This is a genomic window from Escherichia sp. WS3227_2 (assembly GCF_046486495.1).
Lineage (GTDB): Bacteria > Pseudomonadota > Gammaproteobacteria > Enterobacterales > Enterobacteriaceae > Escherichia > Escherichia coli.
Map to the genome: position 1 here is coordinate 50,587 of NZ_JBJQLG010000005.1, position 19,673 is coordinate 70,259.

Below are 19,673 nucleotides of genomic sequence, written 5' to 3' on the forward strand. Positions count from 1 at the left end.
GTGCGAGGTGATGTTCCGCTTGTTGCTAATTTAGTGACCAATCATTGGCGCTTGCGGAATTAAGCGTCGGTACAATTCCTCCGGCACCGGGCTTTGCCATACTCCCGCATACATTGCGTAACCAATCACCGCAAACATAATCCCCAGAACCAGTAGCGTCATTAACCAGCCAGACAACGCAAAGGCTTTTTTATTTGCCGCAGGTTTTTGCAGTGAAAAGGTCAATGTTGAGGCTACCGGACATGACTCTACGCAACTCATACAACCGGTACATTCCACGCTTCGTACCTGAATTAATTTATCGACCGGGATCCGTGATGGGCAATTTTTTGCGCATTTGCCACAGTCGATACAACTTTCGGCATTGCGACGAATCTTAAACGGTGATAATAGCGAAACCACGCCCATCAGCGCGCCATATGGGCAAAGATAACGACACCAGGTATGGCGAATAAACAGGCTGGCAATCAGCAAAACGGTCACGCTGATTAATGTCGCGGTCCCCATATGACGAAAGAAATCGAGCATTTTAACGTCCATCACCACGCTGTAGGGCGACAACATAAAATAGTGAATCGCCTGAGCGGGCATCAATAACGCAATATAGAGAAAAAAACTCAACAGCAAATACTTCACGCCGCGCAGAGGAATATCCAGCCAGCGGGGAAGGACACATTGCCGACCAAACAGTTTGCTACCGAGATCGCCGATTAATTCAGAAAGCGTACCAACCGGGCATAACCATGAACAAAAGGCCTTTTTTAGTAATAGACTGATGACGATAAAAGCGACCAATAACAGCATCGCGGCGGCGTGGACGGACGGTAACTGACCTGTTGCAAGGCTATATTTCAGATTCATCAGACCGGCAATCGGTAGCCAGCCTTCGATGCCCCCTGGCCTGGCGACAAATGTCGTACTACCTGCCGTTTCGTAATAGCGCACCCAATACCAGAACGTGATGGCAATATAAATATTAATTGCCAACAGTAATAATTGCGTCGCTTTACGCCAGGTCGTGGCATTGCGCCAGTCATTCCACGGTAATTTGCCGCCCGTCGTGCCTGGCCGCCGCTGCCAGCGGGTTCTTCTTTTCTCTGTCATGATTTTGCCAGTCCGTTAAGTTGCATACCAAATGCCACTATTCTAGTTGTTCTTAACTGGCTGATATTGATTCAAATCGCGTTCAGGTCTTTCTTATTTAACCATGCTTTCAGAGCGGCAACACTGCGTGTAATTTCTTCGTGTGGAAGGGGGGCAGATAATGGCTGCTGCTCCAGTTGTGCGCAAAGCTGGCTGGCGCTACGCATTCCCAGACTCGAGCAACTGCTTTTTAGCTGATGTGCGGCACGCTTTATTTTTTCGCTGTTCTGGCTGGAGCGGGCGATGCCGATGTCATCGAGAAGCGGCAGGGCATGTTGTTTAAATAATGCCAGCCATTCGTGGATCTTCTCCGTCCCCATCAACTGAGCATCTTCATTGAGTTGCGATACATCCAGCGGTTGATCGTTATTGACTTGCAGTTGGAGATAGTGCGCCAGTAACTGACCGAGCACTTCACGCGGCACCGGTTTAGGGATAATCCCGCGAAATAATGAACTGGTACGCTGGCGCAACGTTTCGTCGATGACATGAGCGCTAAAGCCAATCAAAACCAGCGACGGATATTGCTGTGCCAGTTGCCGGGCAAGCGTAATGCCGTCGATATCGGGCAGATCAAAATCCACCAGTGCGGCAGCAAACGGTTCGCTATTTTGCAACGTCTCTATTGCGTGCGCGGCATTTCCTACCGCAACGACCTGCGCCCCACTGTTGTTCAGCATCTCAACGGTAATTCGCTGGGTTAGCGGGTTATCTTCAATTAACAGCAAACGTAAACCGTCCAGATGCACCGCCTGATTGACTGTTTTTGGCACGGGTGCAGTGGCAACACGTAACGGCAAGCGTAAACAAAAACAGCTTCCAACCTCCGGCGTGCTGGTGGCGCTCAGTTCGCCGCTCATCGCCTGGGCCAGACGGCTACTGATAGTCAGCCCCAGCCCGGTGCCGCCGCGTTTGCCGCTAACCTGAACAAATGGCTGGAAGATTTCAGCCAGTTTCGCGGGATCAATACCGCAGCCGCTGTCTTCCACTTCGACCAGCCACAGCTCGCCATCAGTGCGACTACGCAGGATAATGTACCCTTCGTCGGTGAAACGCAGGGCGTTGCTCAACAGGTTGGTAATGACCTGACGAATACGCCGCGGATCGCCCATTAACGCAGTCGGTACATCGTCGGCAATTTCAGTTGCCAGGCGAATCGGGCGACCTTTCACCCGTCCGCTCATTAATTGCAGGGTACTTTCCAGCAACGGGCGCGGTTCAAAGGGTTCATCGCTGACCGAAACATTCTTGCCGCCTGCTTCGATAGCCGAATAATCGAGAATATCGTTGAGGATGGTCAGCAACGATTCACCAGAGTCGGTAATTGCCCGCAAATCATCGCGCTGGGCATTAAGTGCGGGGTTATCTGCCAGCAGTTGCGCGGTGCCAAGAATACCGTACAGCGGTGTGCGGATCTCATGGCTCATCGCCGCCAGAAACGCCGATTTTGCCTGGCTGGCTTTTTCTGCTTCCGCCCGTGCCTGTCGGTGTTCTATCACCAGCTCCTGCAATTCAGCTGTACGCGCTTTGACCTGTGCCGCCAGCTGTTCGCGGTGGCGATTCAGCGCATGAACACTGCTGCGAAACGCATCCATCAGCCGCCCGATGGTATCCAGCTCCCGCACGCCAGCGGTTTCCGGAAAAGGGGAGTCGATATCACCGTCCAGTAAGCGTTGCAGCGCCTGCGTTTGTTCGGCAAGTGGACGCGTGACTGAGCGATAAACCACGCGCCAGAGGATCAGAATCAATGCACAAAGTGAAACCATCCCCAGTAATAACAGGCTGTATTGCCCGCGTGAACTGGCTTTTTCCAGATGCGCCAGTCCGTGCTGATTACGTAGCTCAATGGTGTCGACCAGCTGACTGACTTCGCTACTAAACTGCGCGAACTGGGCGATGTTATTTTGGGCGAGAGTTTGCAGGCGATTGCTGATTTCACTGTCCTGCTGATACAGCGCCAGCAAATCGTTATATTGGCTAACGGTAGTTAACGTTGTTGCGACCTGAGCACGAACTCCCGGATCTTCAATGCGTATTTGCCGACGTTGCAGAATTTTCACCGCATTATTGAGCTGCTTTTCCAGCGTTGGCGCATTTTTCTGGATTTGTTCCAGCCCCAGATTCATCACCATTTGCTGCACCCGCAGGGCGCTAAGGCGCAGTTCATTCATCTGGTTAACATACTCAAGATCGATATCAATCAGCCGATCGAGTGCACTTTCTGCGGCCTGACGCTGATGTTGTTCAATCAAATCGTAAATCCCGGCCTGGGTCGCTCCGGCGGAGGTTGCCGCATTATTCGCCTGACCTTGCGCCAGGCGTGCGATTTCATCGGCGGCGGCGACTATCTGCTGACTGAGTTGCTGTTGTTGCTGGCGCAGTTGCAAACGCTGTCCCACCAGTTCCCCTTGCTGACGTAACGAACGGGAGATCTCCTGCTCCTGTTGTTCAATAGCGGTGGTATCAAAACCTTGTTCCCGTAACGCTTGCAGCAACGCATTAATCTTCAGGCTTTGTGCGGTGAGCATTCGCCCCTGCGCCTGCCACATCTTTTCGTTATCGGCACTGGTCAGGTTCTGCGCGGCGAAAAGTTCCCAGGCGCTGGCTTCGCTCAACTGGCGCGCCATATTCATGGTAGGAATCAATGCCTGAGTGTTGTCTTTTTCCACCTGGCTGATAAAGCGCAGGTTGTACCATCCCACCAGGGTACTGGTCAGGGTTAACAGCGCCATCAGGGCAAAGCCCATCCAGAGTCTTCGGGTCAGGGTTAAATTCACGGTCGGTGCACTTAAGATGAAAAAGGTTGAGTCGCAAAGCGGAATGCATCTAGCATAAAGCCTTATTATTGATGAGGCTATCATGCGCGTACTGCTATTTTTACTTCTTTCCCTTTTCATGTTGCCTGGTTTTTCGGCTGATAACCTGTTGCGCTGGCATGATGCGCAGCATTTCTCGGTGCAACCCTCTACGCCGCTTAAAGCCAAACGTGCATGGAAACTGTGCGCGCTTTATCCCAGCCTGAAAGATTCATACTGGTTATCGTTGAACTATGGTATGCAGGAGGCTGCTCGCCGCTACGGTGTGGATTTAAAAGTGCTGGAGGCAGGCGGCTACAGCCAGTTGGCTACCCAGCAAGCACAAATCGACCAGTGTAAACAGTGGGGCGCAGAGGCCATTTTGCTCGGTAGTAGCACGACGTCATTTCCCGACCTGCAAAAGCAGGTAGCAAATCTGCCGGTGATTGAACTGGTAAATGCTATTGATGCTCCCCAGGTGAAAAGCCGCGTTGGTGTGCCCTGGTTTCAGATGGGCTATCAACCAGGACGATATCTGGTGCAATGGGCGCACGGTAAACCACTGAACGTGCTGTTGATGCCCGGCCCCGATAACGCTGGGGGCAGTAAGGAGATGGTCGAGGGTTTTCGAGCAGCCATTGCCGGAAGCCCGGTGCGTATTGTCGATATTGCGCTCGGTGACAACGATATTGAAATCCAGCGTAACCTGTTGCAGGAGATGCTGGAACGCCATCCAGAAATCGACGTCGTTGCCGGAACGGCCATTGCGGCAGAGGCGGCAATGGGGGAAGGGCGTAACCTGAAAACACCGCTTACCGTGGTGTCGTTTTATCTTTCACATCAGGTGTATCGCGGGCTGAAGCGGGGAAGAGTGATTATGGCTGCCAGCGATCAAATGGTCTGGCAGGGGGAACTGGCGGTTGAGCAGGCCATCAGGCAATTACAGGGGCAATCGGTGTCTGATAATGTCAGCCCACCGATTTTAGTCATGACGCCGAAAAATGCTGACCGCGAACATATCCGCCGCTCGCTGTCACCGGGGGGATTTCGTCCGGTCTATTATTATCAGCACACATCAGCGGCTAAGAAATAACCTTCGCCATGTTGTGTCACCAGTAAATCCGCGCTGAGTTTATGGCGTAAACGACGAATTAACACATCGACGGTGCGCAGGTCAGGGTTTTCCACCCGACGCGCAGAAAGCATACGCAGCAGACGTTCACGGCTGAGAATTTCGCCCGGATTCGTCACAAATGCCACCAACATTTCATACTCTGCGCGGGTCAGTTTAATCGGCTCGCCATCCCGTTCCAGCGTATGGCGCGACACATTCAGGCAATAACCCGCAAAGCGATAGCAGTTGTCCTGAGTGTGCGGTTGCGCCTGCCGCGCGAGGTCGATTCGCCAGAGCAGATTTTTCACTCGTACCACCAGTTCGCGCAGTTCCAGCGGTTTGGTGACATAATCGTCTGCACCCATTTCCAGCCCAACAATACGGTCAATCCGATCGCTGCGTCCCGTAACCAGAATAATCCCCACCGTTGAGCGTTCTCGCAGGGCGCGGGTTAACATCAGGCCATTTTCATCGGGCAAATTGATATCCAGCAGAATTAAATCCACTGGCTGATTCTGCATAATTTCCCGCAGCCCGGCACCGCTCGCCGTAACGGAAACGGTATACCCCTCCTGAGTGAAGTAGGATTGTAATCGCGCCTGGGTAACCGGCTCATCTTCAACAATAACAATGTGATGTGGCATCAGAGGGTTTTACTCATTCTGTTCATATCTGTTCATATTCTGCCGTAAGCCGTTCATCCTGACCAGTGCCGCTGTTCATATTTACTCATTAAGATCGCTTCACTAAACCATAATTTTACAGGGGCTATTATGCGGAAACTCTGGAACGCGCTACGCCGACCCAGTGCTCGTTGGTCGGTACTGGCGCTGGTCGCTATTGGGATTGTGATTGGCATTGCGCTGATTGTATTGCCACACGTTGGGATCAAAGTCACCAGCACAACCGAATTTTGTGTCAGTTGCCACAGTATGCAACCGGTGTATGAAGAATATAAACAGTCGGTGCATTTCCAGAACGCCTCCGGCGTGCGAGCTGAATGCCATGACTGTCATATCCCGCCGGATATTCCAGGCATGGTGAAGCGCAAACTGGAAGCGAGCAACGATATCTACCAGACCTTTATTGCCCACTCTATTGATACACCTGAAAAATTCGAAGCCAAACGCGCGGAACTTGCCGAGCGTGAATGGGCGCGAATGAAAGAAAACAACTCGGCAACCTGCCGCTCCTGCCATAACTACGATGCGATGGATCATGCGAAGCAGCATCCTGAAGCGGCACGTCAGATGAAGGTGGCAGCGAAAGATAATCAATCCTGCATCGACTGTCATAAAGGTATTGCCCACCAGTTGCCGGATATGAGTAGCGGCTTCCGTAAGCAGTTCGATGAGCTGCGCGCCAGTGCTAATGACAGTGGCGACACACTGTACTCCATTGATATTAAGCCGATTTATGCGGCGAAAGGCGATAAAGAAGCCTCTGGTTCTCTGCTGCCTGCCTCGGAAGTGAAAGTCCTTAAACGTGACGGCGACTGGCTGCAAATTGAAATTACCGGCTGGACAGAAAGCGCCGGGCGTCAGCGTGTACTCACCCAGTTCCCTGGCAAACGCATCTTTGTTGCCTCGATTCGTGGTGATGTGCAGCAGCAGGTGAAAACGCTGGAGAAAACCACCGTTGCCGACACCAATACCGAGTGGAGCAAGTTGCAGGCCACTGCGTGGATGAAGAAAGGTGACATGGTGAACGATATCAAACCGATCTGGGCTTATGCGGATTCGCTGTACAACGGCACCTGTAACCAGTGCCACGGCGCACCGGAAATCTCTCACTTTGACGCTAACGGTTGGATCGGCACGCTCAACGGCATGATTGGCTTTACCAGCCTCGATAAACGTGAAGAACGCACCTTGTTGAAATATCTGCAAATGAATGCGTCTGACACCGCAGGTAAGGCTCACGGCGATAAGAAGGAAGAAAAATAATGAACAATAACGATCTCTTTCAGGCATCACGTCGGCGTTTTCTTGCACAACTCGGCGGCTTAACCGTCGCCGGGATGCTGGGGCCGTCATTGTTAACGCCGCGCTGTGCGACTGCGGCGCAAGCGGCGACTGAGGCTGTCATCTCGAAAGAGGGCATTCTTACCGGGTCGCATTGGGGGGCTATCCGTGCGACGGTGAAGGATGGTCGCTTTGTGGCAGCAAAACCGTTCGAACTGGATAAATATCCGTCGAAAATGATCGCCGGATTGCCGGATCACGTACACAACGCGGCGCGTATTCGTTACCCGATGGTACGCGTGGACTGGCTGCGTAAGCGCCATCTGAGCGACACCTCCCAGCGCGGTGATAACCGATTTGTGCGCGTGAGCTGGGATGAAGCCCTCGACATGTTCTATGAAGAGCTGGAACGTGTGCAGAAAACGCACGGGCCGAGTGCCTTGCTGACCGCCAGTGGTTGGCAATCGACGGGGATGTTCCATAACGCTTCGGGGATGCTGGCGAAAGCTATTGCCTTGCATGGTAATAGCGTTGGTACGGGCGGAGATTACTCTACCGGGGCTGCGCAGGTGATCCTGCCGCGCGTAGTCGGTTCGATGGAAGTGTATGAACAGCAAACCTCCTGGCCGCTGGTATTGCAGAACAGCAAAACCATTGTGCTGTGGGGCTCCGATTTGCTGAAAAATCAGCAAGCGAACTGGTGGTGCCCGGATCACGATGTTTATGAATATTACGAGCAGTTGAAAGCGAAAGTCGCCGCCGGTGAAATTAAGGTCATCAGCATCGATCCGGTTGTTACATCCACCCATGAGTATCTGGGGCGCGAGCATGTGAAGCACATTGCGGTTAACCCGCAAACTGACGTGCCGCTGCAACTGGCTCTGGCGCATACGCTGTACAGTGAAAACCTGTACGACAAAAACTTCCTCGCTAACTACTGTGTAGGTTTTGAGCAGTTCCTGCCGTATCTGCTGGGTGAGAAAGACGGTCAGCCGAAAGATGCCGCATGGGCTGAAAAACTGACTGGCATTAATGCCGAAACCATTCGTGGGCTGGCGCGGCAGATGGCGGCGAACAGAACGCAGATTATTGCTGGCTGGTGCGTACAGCGTATGCAGCACGGTGAACAGTGGGCGTGGATGATTGTGGTTCTGGCGGCGATGCTGGGGCAAATTGGCCTGCCAGGTGGTGGCTTTGGTTTTGGCTGGCACTATAACGGCGCAGGCACGCCGGGACGTAAAGGCGTTATTCTGAGTGGTTTCTCCGGCTCTACGTCGATTCCGCCTGTTTACGACAACAGTGACTACAAAGGCTACAGCAGTACCATTCCGATTGCCCGCTTTATCGATGCGATCCTCGAACCGGGGAAAGTGATCAACTGGAACGGTAAATCAGTAAAACTGCCGCCGCTGAAAATGTGTATTTTTGCCGGAACTAACCCGTTCCATCGCCATCAGCAGATCAACCGCATTATTGAAGGCTGGCGCAAGCTGGAAACGGTTATCGCCATAGATAACCAGTGGACCTCAACCTGCCGCTTTGCCGATATCGTACTGCCTGCGACCACGCAGTTTGAGCGTAACGATCTCGACCAGTACGGCAACCACTCCAACCGTGGCATTATCGCCATGAAACAGGTCGTGCCGCCGCAGTTTGAGGCGCGCAACGACTTTGATATTTTCCGCGAGCTGTGCCGTCGCTTTAATCGCGAAGAAGCCTTTACCGAAGGGCTGGACGAAATGGGCTGGCTGAAACGCATCTGGCAGGAAGGTGTACAACAGGGCAAAGGACGCGGCGTTCATCTGCCAGCGTTTGATGACTTCTGGAATAACAAAGAGTATGTCGAGTTTGACCATCCGCAGATGTTTGTTCGCCACCAGGCATTCCGCGAAGATCCGGATCTCGAACCGCTGGGCACGCCGAGTGGCCTGATTGAGATCTACTCGAAAACCATCGCCGATATGAACTACGACGATTGTCAGGGTCATCCGATGTGGTTTGAGAAAATCGAACGCTCCCACGGCGGGCCCGGCTCGCAGAAGTATCCGTTGCATCTGCAATCTGTGCATCCGGATTTCCGACTTCACTCGCAGTTATGTGAGTCGGAAACGCTGCGTCAGCAATATACGGTAGCGGGTAAAGAGCCAGTGTTCATTAACCCGCAGGATGCCAGCGCGCGCGGTATTCGTAACGGTGATGTGGTACGCGTCTTTAACGCTCGCGGTCAGGTGTTGGCAGGGGCAGTGGTTTCTGACCGCTATGCACCCGGCGTGGCGCGAATTCATGAAGGGGCATGGTACGATCCAGATAAAGGCGGCGAGCCTGGTGCGCTGTGCAAATACGGTAACCCCAACGTGTTGACCATCGACATCGGTACTTCGCAGCTGGCGCAGGCGACCAGTGCGCACACTACGCTGGTGGAAATTGAGAAGTACAACGGAACAGTGGAGCAGGTGACGGCGTTTAACGGCCCCGTGGAGATGGTGGCGCAGTGCGAATATGTTCCCGCGTCGCAGGTGAAATCATGACCACGCTGACAGCACAACAGATTGCCTGTGTTTACGCCTGGCTGGCGCAGTTGTTCTCCCGTGAACTGGACGATGAACAACTGACGCAAATCGCCAGTGCGCAGATGGCTGAATGGTTTTCTTTGCTGAAAAGCGAACCGCCGCTCACTGCGGCGGTGAGTGAGCTGGAAAACCGTATTGCCACTCTGACAGTACGTGACGATGCCCGTCTGGAACTGGCCGCTGACTTTTGCGGTCTGTTTCTGATGACCGACAAACAAGCGGCGCTGCCGTATGCATCGGCCTACAAACAGGACGAGCAAGAGATTAAACGCTTGTTAGTTGAGGCGGGGATGGAAACCAGCGGCAATTTCAACGAACCGGCAGATCATCTGGCGATCTATCTCGAATTGCTCAGCCATCTGCATTTTTCGCTGGGAGAGGGGACCGTTCCTGCGCGAAGAATCGACAGTTTGCGGCAAAAAACACTGACGGCACTGTGGGAATGGTTACCAGAGTTTGCTGCGCGTTGCCATCAGTACGACAGTTTCGGTTTTTACGCGGCACTAAGCCAGTTATTGCTGGTGTTAGTGGAATGCGACCACCAAAACAGATAACGTCGTTTGTTGGCCTGATAAGACGCGTTTAGCGTCGCATCAGGCATCAGGGCGCAGTTGCCGGATGCGTCATCACATCCGGCAAACACACATCACGGATGAGCTACAAACCGGGAAAGCCGCTGGCGTAGCAGGCGGTTTTCCTGCTTCAGGTGCGCAATATCATCCATTAACGTCAGCGCCACCGCGATCCCCGGCCAGTCCAGAGCCAGTTCATGACGCAGGCGCACCGCGCGTTGCACCACGATGGCTGCATGGTCGTCAAATACCCAGGTTGTTTCCTGGATCTCACGCGGTTCAACCACCCCCAAACCGACAATTTCATTCAATTCCTCTTCAGAGATGCCGGTATGCAGGCAAAATTCGGTAATAGTAAAAGTCACCGTAACATTAGCCATTATGCTTTCCCCCAATCTTTACGTGGATCAAAAGACGACTGGGCGTCTGCCAGTTGCTGCCACAGCGCGGCAGTGTTTTCATCCGGTTTCGGCGGCATCACGATTTTCAGTACCGCATACAGATCGCCGGTCTGTTTTTTGCTCACCAGACCTTTGCCTTTAACGCGCAATCGTTGCCCGGCCTGGCTGCCAGGCGGGATAGTCAGCAAAATGCTTTCTTTCAGTGTTGGAACGGTGACTTTAGCACCCAGCGCCGCTTCCCACGGGCTAACCGGCACCACAATTTCCAGATCCTGGCCGACAATATCAAACAACGGATGTGGCGCAATATGAATCACCAGCCACAAATCGCCATTTGGACCGCCGTTTTCGCCCGGCGTCCCCTGGCCTTTCAGACGGATGCGTTGACCATTGCCGACGCCCGCCGGGATCTTCACATTCAGCGTTTTCGGGATTTCCTGTTCGATCATGCCAAAGGCGTTATAAACCGGCAGGTTATAGCTGATGGTACGCTTATGCTCAGTAAGCGTTTCTTCGAGGAATACCGCCACTTCGATTTCAATATCGTGGCCGCGTGTGGCGGGGCGTTGACGGCTCTGGCGGGCATGCTGACCGAAAATTGACGAGAAGATATCGTCAAAATCTTCGGCGTTAAAACTCTGACCGTCGCCATGATGGAACTGACGGTTAAATTGCGGATCGTTGCGATGTTGCCACATCTGATCATACTCAGCGCGACGTTGTTCATCACTTAACACTTCCCAGGCTTCAGCGACCTCTTTGAAGCGGGCTTCGGCATCCGGTTCTTTGCTGACATCAGGATGGTATTTGCGGGCCAGTCGACGATAGGCGGTCTTGATTGTCTTGAGATCGTCCGTCGGTTTCACGCCCATGATGGCGTAATAATCCTTTAATTCCATAGCGTTATCTCGCGTAAATCAACACAAATTGAAGGAACCCCTGTAAGGTAACTCCTATAAGTGTAGGGTAATCCTCAAAATTTCATATGCCAACACAGAATATGTTATTGAAATCATCGCGGAGAGGAGGTCGCCTCAAGGTGGGGTGTTGAACATATTTTAAACAGGTGAAAAAGGGTGAGCGATTTTTGATAGTTGAAACAGGCACTTTAAGTTTAACTAGGGCGTCATTATTTATTAAATTTTATAGGCGCTATATATGGGTAGTAATATACATGGAATTAGTTGCACTGCAAATAATTATTTGAAACAAGCCTGGAACGATATAAAAAATGAGCATGAAAAAAATCAAAAATATTCAATCACGCTTTTTGAAAACACACTGGTGTGTTTTATGCGGTTGTATAAAGAAATCAGACGTCAACAAGCTGAAGACTACATTCCATGCCTGGAATGCGATTCACTAGAAAAAGAATTTGAGGAAATACAGAATGATAATGATTTATCATTATTTATGAAAACATTGCGTACTAATGATAAACAAATTTATTCAGGGGTTTCAGGAGGTATTACATATACTATACAATATGTTGAAGATGTTAATATTGTTAGAGTGTCCTTACCGGGCAGAGGGTCAGAGTCTATCACAGATTTTAAAGGTTATTATTGGTATGGCTTTATGGAATATATTGAAAACATTACTGCGTGTGATGATGTTTTTTCTGAGTATTGTTTAGATGATAATGAAAATATGAGTATCCAGCCAGAGCGGATAAATACGCTGGGAATATCTGATTTGGATTCTGGCATTGATTTGTCTGGTATATCTTTTATTCAGAGTGAAACTAACCAGGCATTAGGATTAAAATATGCTCCTGTAGATGGCGATGGATATTGTCTGTTAAGAGCTATACTGGTTTTAAAACAACATGATTATTCATGGGCGCTGGTCAGTTATAAGACGCAAAAGGAAGTTTACGACGAATTCATTAAAATGGTTGATAAAAAAACGATCGAGGTTCTTGTTGATACGGCATTCTATAATCTCAGGGAAGATGTAAAGACGTTATTTGGCGTTGATCTACAATCTGACAACAAAATTCAGGGGCGGGGTAGTTTTTTATCATGGAGTTTTTTGTTTTTTAAAAAAGAATTTATTGATAGTTGCTTGAATGACAAAAAATGCATACTGCATTTACCCGATTTTATATTTAATGATAACAAGACACACCTTGTTTTAGACACCGACCCAGAGAAGAGGATTAATGAGGTGAAAAATTTCCTCACTGCTCTTTCAGATAGCATTTGCTCATTATTTATTGTTAATAGTAATGTGGCATCAATCTCCTTGGGGAATGAATCCTTTTCAACAGATGAAGATCTTGAGTATGGTTATTTGATGAACACTGGCAATCATTATGACGTTTACCTCCCTCCTGAACTTTTTGCTCAGGCTTACAAGTTAAACAATAAGGAAATGAATGCGCAACTCGACTATTTAAATCGTTATGCAATTTACTGACAAGGGCATGTGCTAAAAACCATTGTTATTAGTCTCACACTTTTTTATTGGTAAATATTGCCTCTGTATTGGTAACGCCGCTGATATTCTGTTTAGCCACAGGTGTAATCATCAGCGGCGTGCATGAGGCAGGGGCTAATCAGGTATAGTTTTGCGTCATAACTTGCCTGTTTTTAAAGATGAAGATACAAAAACAGGCGCTCAACAAGCCATTTTGCGAACCTGTTCCCGGAAAAATGTCATATTTCTGTCACACTCTTTAGTGATTGATAACAAAAGAGGTGCCAGGAATGAACAAAACGCTAATCGCCGCAACTGTGGCAGGGATAGTTTTACTCGCTTCAAATGCTCAGGCACAAACCGTACCGGAAGGCTATCAGCTACAGCAAGTGCTCATGATGAGCCGCCATAACTTACGTGCGCCGCTGGCGAACAATGGCAGTGTGCTGGAGCAGTCGACGCCGAATAAATGGCCAGAATGGGACGTCCCCGGTGGGCAACTCACCACCAAAGGTGGCGTGCTCGAAGTGTATATGGGCCATTACATGCGTGAATGGCTGGCAGAGCAGGGGATGGTAAAATCGGGGGAATGCCCGCCGCCGGACACCGTTTATGCCTATGCCAATAGTCTGCAACGTACCGTTGCGACCGCACAGTTCTTTATTACCGGCGCATTCCCCGGCTGTGATATTCCTGTGCATCACCAGGAAAAAATGGGCACCATGGACCCAACCTTTAACCCGGTGATCACCGATGATTCCGCCGCATTCAGTGAACAGGCGGTGGCGGCAATGGAGAAAGAGCTCAGCAAACTCCAGCTTACCGACAGCTACCAGCTACTGGAAAAAATCGTTAACTATAAAGATTCCCCTGCCTGTAAAGAGAAACAACAGTGTTCGCTGGTGGATGGCAAAAATACCTTTAGCGCCAAGTATCAACAAGAACCAGGTGTTTCCGGGCCGCTGAAAGTCGGCAACTCGCTGGTAGATGCGTTTACTTTGCAATACTACGAAGGTTTTCCGATGGATCAGGTGGCCTGGGGAGAAATCAAATCTGACCAGCAGTGGAAGGTGTTGTCGAAGCTGAAAAACGGCTACCAGGACAGCCTGTTTACCTCACCGGAAGTGGCGCGCAATGTTGCGAAACCGCTGGTCAGTTATATCGACAAAGCCCTGGTCACCGATCGCACCAGCGCACCGAAAATCACGGTGTTAGTTGGGCACGACTCCAACATTGCCTCTCTGTTAACGGCGCTGGATTTCAAACCGTATCAGTTGCATGACCAGAACGAACGCACGCCGATTGGCGGCAAAATCGTTTTCCAGCGTTGGCATGACAACAAAGCCAATCGCGACCTGATGAAAATCGAGTATGTGTACCAGAGTGCGGAACAGTTACGTAATGCCGATGCGTTAACCCTTCAGGCACCTGCTCAGCGCGTGACGCTGGAATTAAGCGGTTGCCCGATAGATACCAACGGTTTCTGCCCGATGGATAAGTTTGATAGCGTATTGAATGAAGCGGTGAAATAACAGAAAACTCCCCCGCGTGAAGCGGGGGAGTCGCGGATTAAACGTTTTTACGTTCGATGGTCTGTTCGCCCCAAAAAAGCGAATCTTTATCGGTTTTAGCAAAGGCTTTGACTAACACTTCATCGCTACCTTCTTCCCAAATCTTTTCCGCCATTTTTTCGTCGTACCCGGCGACTTCGAAAATGGCCTCGGCTATTTCCGGCGACGTATTGCGCAGAGATGCCCATTCACCGACGTGATGAGCTTTCGCTTCTTGAGTTGGCATGCGTATCCTCCTGTTGAAGATTAGCCGTTAAGTTTAACTGCCAGACCTGCGACATATTCCCCTTGATAACGAGCAATAGACAGTTCTTCCTGGCTGGGCTGGCGTGAACCGTCACCGCCTGCGATGGTGGTTGCGCCGTACGGCGTACCGCCGCGAACCTGTGAAACGTCAAATAATTCCTGCGCTGCGTAGCCAATGGGGACAATCACCATGCCGTGATGCGCAAGGGTCGTCCAGGTTGAAGTAATAGTTTGTTCCTGACCGCCGCCAGTACCGGTGGAACTAAAGACGCTCGCCAGTTTTCCGTATAGTGCGCCGGAAGCCCACAGGCCGCCCGTCTGGTCGAGGAAGGTACGCATTTGACCGGACATGTTGCCAAAGCGGGTAGGTGTACCAAAAATAATGGCATCGTAATCGGCCAGTTCTTGCGGGGTTGCAACCGGTGCAGTTTGCGTTTTACCGCCTGCTTTTTCAAATAATTGCGGCGGCATGGTTTCCGGTACACGCTTAACGACAACTTCTGCGCCATCCACTTTGCTTGCACCCTCAGCGACTGCGCGTGCCATCGTTTCAATATGTCCGTACATGGAATAATAAAGCACCAGAACTTTAGCCATTTCTAACCACTCCTCGTGTTATCTCTATTCCGTAGCGATTCGCTACCACTTATTTAAAGATAAGACGTCCTTTTCAGAGTGCAAATTTCACAACCACTTATTTGATTTATAACAACTTTCACAAGCACGTAATTTTGTCGCAAAATGACACATTTTTATCTCATCGCGTTTTTTTAATCATAAGAGCGGCTTATGGATAATTATTGGAGATGATATCTATTCTCGCTAAGAAGCTGTTGCAGGATATTACCAAACGCGGGTCTGCCCGCGTCAGTTCACTAAGCTTAGTCCCACGTAGCGAAAATATGGCAGCCGCCATACGCCGCGTTAATTCTATGCAATATGATGTCTATACCCAGACGGAGGTCAGTAATGGCAAACCATCGAGGCGGTTCCGGCAATTTTGCAGAAGACCGCGAAAGAGCATCAGAAGCAGGTAAAAAAGGTGGACAGCACAGCGGGGGTAATTTCAAAAATGACCCGCAGCGCGCATCAGAAGCAGGTAAAAAAGGTGGCAAGAGCAGTCACGGCAAAAGTGACAACTAGCCGGACTAATCAGTGACGAATGCATTTTTGTCTGAAGCTCGTCAAAAAGTCATCACCGCCGGTTACCCCGGCGGTTTTCTGTTTATGGCTCCTGATGAACAACTTCTGGCGGTGGAACGTCAACCAACCTTCTGCTTAACAACGCATTGAGTAAAATCGCGCCAAAGGTTGCTGTACCGATCCCTCCCAACGTAAAACCGCCCAGCGTGAGAGCAAAATCACCCGCGCCCAGCACTAAGGTTACTGCGACCATAATCAAATTACCGTTCTGGCTTAAATCGACACGGTTTTGTACCCAGATCCGTGCGCCTGCGACGGCAATCAGCCCGAACACAACAATTGAAGCACCACCAATCACCGGTGCAGGAATGGTATGGATCAGCGCGCCAAATTTCGGCGAAAAGCCCAACAGCATGGCGATGACGGCAGCAGCAACAAACACCAGCGTCGAGTAGACTTTGGTCACGGCCATCACACCGATATTTTCAGCATAGGTGGTCACGCCGCTACCGCCGACAGAGCCGGAAAGCATCGTTGCCAGACCATCGCCTACGAATGCCCGCCCCATATACGGGTCCATATTGCGTCCGGTCATCCCGGCGACCGCCTTGAGATGGCCTAAGTTTTCCGCCACCAGAATCACCGCCACGGGCGCAATCAGCATCATTGCCTGACCATTAAAAGCAGGAGTGGAAAAATGTGGCAAACCGAACCAGGCAGCATGGCTGACGAGAGTAAAATCGACGGCTTTTCCCAGCCCTAAAACGTTGGTCATCACGCCATACAGCAGACAGGCGACAATTAATCCTACGAGAATCAATAACCGCTGGATCATGCCACGGGTAAACACCGCTACCAGCCCAATACACAGCACCGTCATTACCGCCATCCAGCTATCAAAGGCCGAAGCCGATACACTTTTCACTGCGATAGGCGCTAAGTTCAGGCCAATCGCCATCACCACCGCACCCGTCACCACTGGCGGCATCAGTCGTTCAATCCAGCGCGTACCGATTTTCATCACCACCAGGCCAATGACGGTATAAACCAGCCCACAGGCGATAATCCCGCCCAGCGCAATGCTGATATTCGGGTTAATGCCCTGACCGTTAAAGCCCGTCGCGGCAATCACCACGCCGACAAAAGCCGCGCTGGAACCGAGATAACTGGGGACGCGCCCGCCGGTAATAAAGAAAAACAGTAACGTGCCGATCCCCGACATCAAAATGGAAAGATTGGGATCCAGCCCCATCAGAATAGGCATTAACACCGTCGCGCCAAACATCGCCACCGCGTGTTGAACGCCCATTATTGCCGTCTGAGCAAACGGCAATCGTTCATCCGGCGCGACCACGCCGCTCTCTGTAGAGGTCGATTTTAACTGCCAGTGAGGAAAACCGAACATTGCCATCAGCTGTCTCCTTAAGGAGGTTAACAAGCAGGGCGCATCAACGCGTGATAACTGCGATCGAACCACACCAGCCCGTAGGGGGTGGCGTGACGATGAATCGCTTCTATGGCACAAAACAGAATGTCGTGGGTGCCGACGCTCACCACCTGGCTGATACGGCAGTCAAACGAAACCAGTGCCTCTTCCAGTTGCGGGCATCCGGTCACACCAGTCTGCCAGCGGGCGGCGGCAAAGCGGTGTTCCATGGGCGTTTTGCCGCCAAAAAGGTTTGAAAGCGGCTCCTGTCCGGCGCTAAGTGTATTTACACACAGCGTTCGATTTTCATTGAATACCGGCCAGACGGACGCCCCACGATTCAGGCACACCAGTAATGTGGGCGGCGTATCGGTCACGCTGCAGACGGCGCTGGCGGTGAACCCGGCGCGCCCGGCTGGACCGTCCGTGGTGATGATATTGACCGCCGCGCCCATACAGGACATCGCATCGCGAAAGGTTTGTTGATCAACTATGTTCATAGTTTGCTCCTTACAACAGCCCGCAGGCTTCTTCAAAGGACAGACGTGGCAGGCGCGCATAAAGCTTGCTGCTATCGCCATAGCCGATATTAATCAGCAGATTGCTCTTCAGCGTGCTGCCCGTAAAAAAGGCGTCGTCCACGTGTTGACGGTCAAAGCCCGACATCGGGCCGGTATCCAGTCCCAGCGCCCGGCAGGCAACGATCAGATAGGCCGCCTGCATGGAACTGTTGCGAAACGCTGTTTCTTCGGCAAGTTGTGGGCTGGAGGTAAACCAACTGCGGGCATCGCCGTGAGGAAACAGCTGTGGTAACCGTTCATAAAATTCACTGTCCCAGGCGACGATAGCGGTGACGGGCGCGGTCAGGGTTTTTTGCAGATTGCCGCTGGAAAGCGCCGGGCGCAGACGTTCTTTTCCTTCTGCAGTGCGAATAAACACGATCCGTGCCGGAGAACAGTTAGCTGATGTCGGCCCCCATTTCATCAGGGCATAAATCTCCCGTAATGTCTCATCGCTGACGGGTGTCTCTCGCCAGCCGTTGTGAGTGCGGGCATCGGTGAACAAGGTACTAAGCGCACCTGGGCTAATGGCTTCGTTCATAGCAATTCCTTACAGGGCGGCTTCACGGTGATGTAACAGGCTGGCAAGCCCGTTGAGTAACAGAGCATTAAACGTTTCGGGATCGGTCACGTTGCAGGCGTGTCCGCCATAGCGCATCACCATTTTCTGGCTATCGGGCAGGGCGGCATGAAGTTCACTGGAACATGCTGTTGGCACCAGCAGATCATCACTGGCGCAGATGATTTGCACCGGGCAGCGGATGCGATCCGCATGGTGACTAAAGTCAGCGCGTTTGAGGGCGTTAAGTCGACGCAGTAAATTATTTTTGCCCTGAAAATGCGCCAGTGCCAGCGCGTCTTCAGCTTCCAGGCGAGGTGCGCGGGCCGCCATCCAGTCGGCGGGATAGAGGAACAATGGCTGAGCTTCCACCCATGCCTGCGCGCCGCCGCTATGTAGTAACTGCTCGCGAACCTGAAAACAGCGGCGCGTATGGGCGTTTATTCGTAGCCAGCCGTTAACGCTGACCAGCACAGTTAACGACGCGGGATAATCCAGCGCCAGCTGCATTCCCACCAGTGCACCGAGCGCATGGCCGACCACCGCGTAACGCTCAATCCCTGCGGCTACCAGCGCCTGATGCAGTTCCGCTGCCATCTGGGCGATACTGTAATCTTCTTCCAGCGTGTCGGGATTATTGCCGGTGCCGCGCTGGTCGTAACAGATTACCTGATACTCCTGCTCCAGCACCGCCAGTTGCGGTAACCAGTAACTGCCGCTACCGCCAAGACCCGAAATCAACACCACTATGGGCGCATCAGCATAAGGGGGAGGTGAGAGTGAAAGTTTCATCGTGGCCTCACTTGGCGATATGCGCAATTGTGGCGATTTCCACCAGCGCGTCAGGTTTTACCAGTCCGCACTGAATGCAGAATCGCGCCGGTTTATCACCCGGAAAAAACTCGGCGTAGATTTCGTTAATCGCGGCGTAATTTTTCCAGTCGGTAATAAAGATGCTGTTGAAGGTCACATCCGCCATCGTGCCACCCGCCGTCTCGATCACCTTGCGGATGGTTTCCAGAACGTGGCGGGTTTGCGCCTTTGGGTCATCGGCAAACAGCACATTATTATGTTGATCAAAAGCCAGCGTACCGGAGACATACACCACGCCATCAGCCAGCGTGCCGGGAACGAAGGGGGCCAGCGGTGCGCTGCTGCCAGCGGGAATAATTACGGATTTTGGCATCG

At 51.6% G+C, this 19,673-nt stretch carries 19 protein-coding genes; 7 read left to right on the plus strand and 12 right to left on the minus strand.

What is annotated here, in order from left to right:
- Positions 1 to 30: 30 nt before the first annotated feature.
- Entirely contained in the window at positions 31 to 1,104 is a 1,074-nt protein-coding gene (locus tag ACJHXB_RS08555) for a 4Fe-4S binding protein (protein WP_000136997.1), read from the minus strand.
- A gap of 71 nt (positions 1,105 to 1,175) precedes the next feature.
- Positions 1,176 to 3,920: a TMAO reductase system sensor histidine kinase/response regulator TorS gene (gene torS, locus ACJHXB_RS08560; protein WP_001054730.1), complete on the minus strand. Its 2,745-nt coding sequence runs from the start codon at positions 3,918 to 3,920 to the stop codon at positions 1,176 to 1,178.
- Positions 3,921 to 4,002: 82 nt separating this feature from the next.
- On the opposite strand from torS, the gene torT reads away from it, so the two are divergent.
- The gene (torT, locus tag ACJHXB_RS08565; RefSeq protein ID WP_001264941.1) at positions 4,003 to 5,031 is read left to right on the plus strand and encodes a TMAO reductase system periplasmic protein TorT; all 1,029 of its coding nucleotides are present in this window, start codon (positions 4,003 to 4,005) and stop codon (positions 5,029 to 5,031) included.
- Here the strand turns inward: torT and torR are convergent.
- The gene (gene torR / locus ACJHXB_RS08570; protein WP_001120112.1) at positions 5,004 to 5,696 is read right to left on the minus strand and encodes a two-component system response regulator TorR; all 693 of its coding nucleotides are present in this window, start codon (positions 5,694 to 5,696) and stop codon (positions 5,004 to 5,006) included. The genes torT and torR overlap by 28 nt on opposite strands.
- Before the next feature lie 129 nt (positions 5,697 to 5,825).
- Here torR and torC point away from each other — a divergent pair, with 129 nt between their 5' ends.
- Genes torC through torD form a run of 3 tightly spaced genes read left to right on the plus strand, consistent with a single transcriptional unit; the run spans position 5,826 to position 10,140 of the window.
- Positions 5,826 to 6,998, plus strand: a complete 1,173-nt coding sequence (gene torC, locus ACJHXB_RS08575; RefSeq protein WP_001230244.1) for a pentaheme c-type cytochrome TorC — start codon at positions 5,826 to 5,828, stop codon at positions 6,996 to 6,998.
- Positions 6,998 to 9,544, plus strand: coding sequence for a trimethylamine-N-oxide reductase TorA (torA, locus tag ACJHXB_RS08580; protein WP_001062077.1), 2,547 nt, complete (start codon positions 6,998 to 7,000; stop codon positions 9,542 to 9,544). The genes torC and torA overlap by 1 nt, the downstream gene beginning before the upstream one ends.
- Positions 9,541 to 10,140: a molecular chaperone TorD gene (gene torD / locus ACJHXB_RS08585; RefSeq protein ID WP_001605214.1), complete on the plus strand. Its 600-nt coding sequence runs from the start codon at positions 9,541 to 9,543 to the stop codon at positions 10,138 to 10,140. Before torA ends, torD begins: the two co-directional genes overlap by 4 nt.
- Before the next feature lie 92 nt (positions 10,141 to 10,232).
- On the opposite strand, the gene cbpM is transcribed toward torD, so the two are convergent.
- Together cbpM and cbpA are read right to left on the minus strand one after the other, a co-directional pair.
- Positions 10,233 to 10,538, minus strand: coding sequence for a chaperone modulator CbpM (cbpM, locus tag ACJHXB_RS08590; RefSeq protein WP_000024560.1), 306 nt, complete (start codon positions 10,536 to 10,538; stop codon positions 10,233 to 10,235).
- On the minus strand, positions 10,538 to 11,458 hold the full coding sequence (gene cbpA, locus ACJHXB_RS08595) for a curved DNA-binding protein (protein WP_000420621.1): 921 nt from the start codon (positions 11,456 to 11,458) through the stop codon (positions 10,538 to 10,540). The genes cbpM and cbpA overlap by 1 nt, the downstream gene beginning before the upstream one ends.
- A gap of 259 nt (positions 11,459 to 11,717) precedes the next feature.
- On the opposite strand from cbpA, the gene ACJHXB_RS08600 reads away from it, so the two are divergent.
- Positions 11,718 to 12,980 carry a YccE family protein gene (locus ACJHXB_RS08600; protein ID WP_000535339.1) on the plus strand — a complete coding sequence of 421 codons (1,263 nt, stop codon included), beginning with the start codon at positions 11,718 to 11,720 and terminating at the stop codon, positions 12,978 to 12,980.
- 290 nt (positions 12,981 to 13,270) lie between these two features.
- On the plus strand, positions 13,271 to 14,512 hold the full coding sequence (agp, locus tag ACJHXB_RS08605) for a bifunctional glucose-1-phosphatase/inositol phosphatase (RefSeq protein WP_001044305.1): 1,242 nt from the start codon (positions 13,271 to 13,273) through the stop codon (positions 14,510 to 14,512).
- A 37-nt stretch (positions 14,513 to 14,549) separates the two neighbouring features.
- On the opposite strand, the gene ACJHXB_RS08610 is transcribed toward agp, so the two are convergent.
- Positions 14,550 to 14,777 carry a YccJ family protein gene (locus tag ACJHXB_RS08610; RefSeq protein WP_001143120.1) on the minus strand — a complete coding sequence of 76 codons (228 nt, stop codon included), beginning with the start codon at positions 14,775 to 14,777 and terminating at the stop codon, positions 14,550 to 14,552.
- 20 nt (positions 14,778 to 14,797) lie between these two features.
- The gene (gene wrbA, locus ACJHXB_RS08615) at positions 14,798 to 15,394 is read right to left on the minus strand and encodes an NAD(P)H:quinone oxidoreductase (RefSeq protein ID WP_001151437.1); all 597 of its coding nucleotides are present in this window, start codon (positions 15,392 to 15,394) and stop codon (positions 14,798 to 14,800) included.
- A gap of 372 nt (positions 15,395 to 15,766) precedes the next feature.
- Here wrbA and ACJHXB_RS08620 point away from each other — a divergent pair, with 372 nt between their 5' ends.
- Positions 15,767 to 15,940 (plus strand): general stress protein, encoded by a 174-nt coding sequence (locus ACJHXB_RS08620; RefSeq protein WP_001273658.1) that lies wholly within the window; start codon positions 15,767 to 15,769, stop codon positions 15,938 to 15,940.
- Between the two features lie 82 nt (positions 15,941 to 16,022).
- On the opposite strand, the gene rutG is transcribed toward ACJHXB_RS08620, so the two are convergent.
- Genes rutG through rutC form a run of 5 tightly spaced genes read right to left on the minus strand, consistent with a single transcriptional unit; the run spans position 16,023 to position 19,671 of the window.
- A complete protein-coding gene (gene rutG, locus ACJHXB_RS08625; RefSeq protein ID WP_001240613.1) occupies positions 16,023 to 17,351 on the minus strand; it encodes a pyrimidine utilization transport protein G in 1,329 nt (442 codons plus the stop codon).
- Between the two features lie 20 nt (positions 17,352 to 17,371).
- A complete protein-coding gene (gene rutF, locus ACJHXB_RS08630; RefSeq protein WP_001028095.1) occupies positions 17,372 to 17,866 on the minus strand; it encodes an NADH-dependent FMN reductase RutF in 495 nt (164 codons plus the stop codon).
- Between the two features lie 10 nt (positions 17,867 to 17,876).
- Positions 17,877 to 18,467 carry a malonic semialdehyde reductase gene (locus ACJHXB_RS08635; protein ID WP_001001058.1) on the minus strand — a complete coding sequence of 197 codons (591 nt, stop codon included), beginning with the start codon at positions 18,465 to 18,467 and terminating at the stop codon, positions 17,877 to 17,879.
- 9 nt (positions 18,468 to 18,476) lie between these two features.
- Positions 18,477 to 19,277, minus strand: a complete 801-nt coding sequence (gene rutD, locus ACJHXB_RS08640; RefSeq protein ID WP_001605216.1) for a pyrimidine utilization protein D — start codon at positions 19,275 to 19,277, stop codon at positions 18,477 to 18,479.
- A 7-nt stretch (positions 19,278 to 19,284) separates the two neighbouring features.
- A complete protein-coding gene (rutC, locus tag ACJHXB_RS08645; protein ID WP_001126780.1) occupies positions 19,285 to 19,671 on the minus strand; it encodes a 3-aminoacrylate deaminase in 387 nt (128 codons plus the stop codon).
- Between the last annotated feature and the right edge of the window lie 2 nt (positions 19,672 to 19,673).

Excerpts from the sequence above, each read along its gene's own strand:
- ACJHXB_RS08555 (WP_000136997.1), bottom strand. The coding sequence starts at position 1,104 with ATGACAGAGAAAAGAAGAACCCGCTGGCAGCGGCGGCCAGGCACGACG.
- torT (WP_001264941.1), top strand. The coding sequence starts at position 4,003 with ATGCGCGTACTGCTATTTTTACTTCTTTCCCTTTTCATGTTGCCTGGT.
- torR (WP_001120112.1), bottom strand. The coding sequence starts at position 5,696 with ATGCCACATCACATTGTTATTGTTGAAGATGAGCCGGTTACCCAGGCG.
- torC (WP_001230244.1), top strand. The coding sequence starts at position 5,826 with ATGCGGAAACTCTGGAACGCGCTACGCCGACCCAGTGCTCGTTGGTCG.
- torA (WP_001062077.1), top strand. The coding sequence starts at position 6,998 with ATGAACAATAACGATCTCTTTCAGGCATCACGTCGGCGTTTTCTTGCA.
- torD (WP_001605214.1), top strand. The coding sequence starts at position 9,541 with ATGACCACGCTGACAGCACAACAGATTGCCTGTGTTTACGCCTGGCTG.
- cbpM (WP_000024560.1), bottom strand. The coding sequence starts at position 10,538 with ATGGCTAATGTTACGGTGACTTTTACTATTACCGAATTTTGCCTGCAT.
- cbpA (WP_000420621.1), bottom strand. The coding sequence starts at position 11,458 with ATGGAATTAAAGGATTATTACGCCATCATGGGCGTGAAACCGACGGAC.
- ACJHXB_RS08600 (WP_000535339.1), top strand. The coding sequence starts at position 11,718 with ATGGGTAGTAATATACATGGAATTAGTTGCACTGCAAATAATTATTTG.
- agp (WP_001044305.1), top strand. The coding sequence starts at position 13,271 with ATGAACAAAACGCTAATCGCCGCAACTGTGGCAGGGATAGTTTTACTC.
- ACJHXB_RS08610 (WP_001143120.1), bottom strand. The coding sequence starts at position 14,777 with ATGCCAACTCAAGAAGCGAAAGCTCATCACGTCGGTGAATGGGCATCT.
- wrbA (WP_001151437.1), bottom strand. The coding sequence starts at position 15,394 with ATGGCTAAAGTTCTGGTGCTTTATTATTCCATGTACGGACATATTGAA.
- ACJHXB_RS08620 (WP_001273658.1), top strand. The coding sequence starts at position 15,767 with ATGGCAAACCATCGAGGCGGTTCCGGCAATTTTGCAGAAGACCGCGAA.
- rutG (WP_001240613.1), bottom strand. The coding sequence starts at position 17,351 with ATGGCAATGTTCGGTTTTCCTCACTGGCAGTTAAAATCGACCTCTACA.
- rutF (WP_001028095.1), bottom strand. The coding sequence starts at position 17,866 with ATGAACATAGTTGATCAACAAACCTTTCGCGATGCGATGTCCTGTATG.
- ACJHXB_RS08635 (WP_001001058.1), bottom strand. The coding sequence starts at position 18,467 with ATGAACGAAGCCATTAGCCCAGGTGCGCTTAGTACCTTGTTCACCGAT.
- rutD (WP_001605216.1), bottom strand. The coding sequence starts at position 19,277 with ATGAAACTTTCACTCTCACCTCCCCCTTATGCTGATGCGCCCATAGTG.
- rutC (WP_001126780.1), bottom strand. The coding sequence starts at position 19,671 with ATGCCAAAATCCGTAATTATTCCCGCTGGCAGCAGCGCACCGCTGGCC.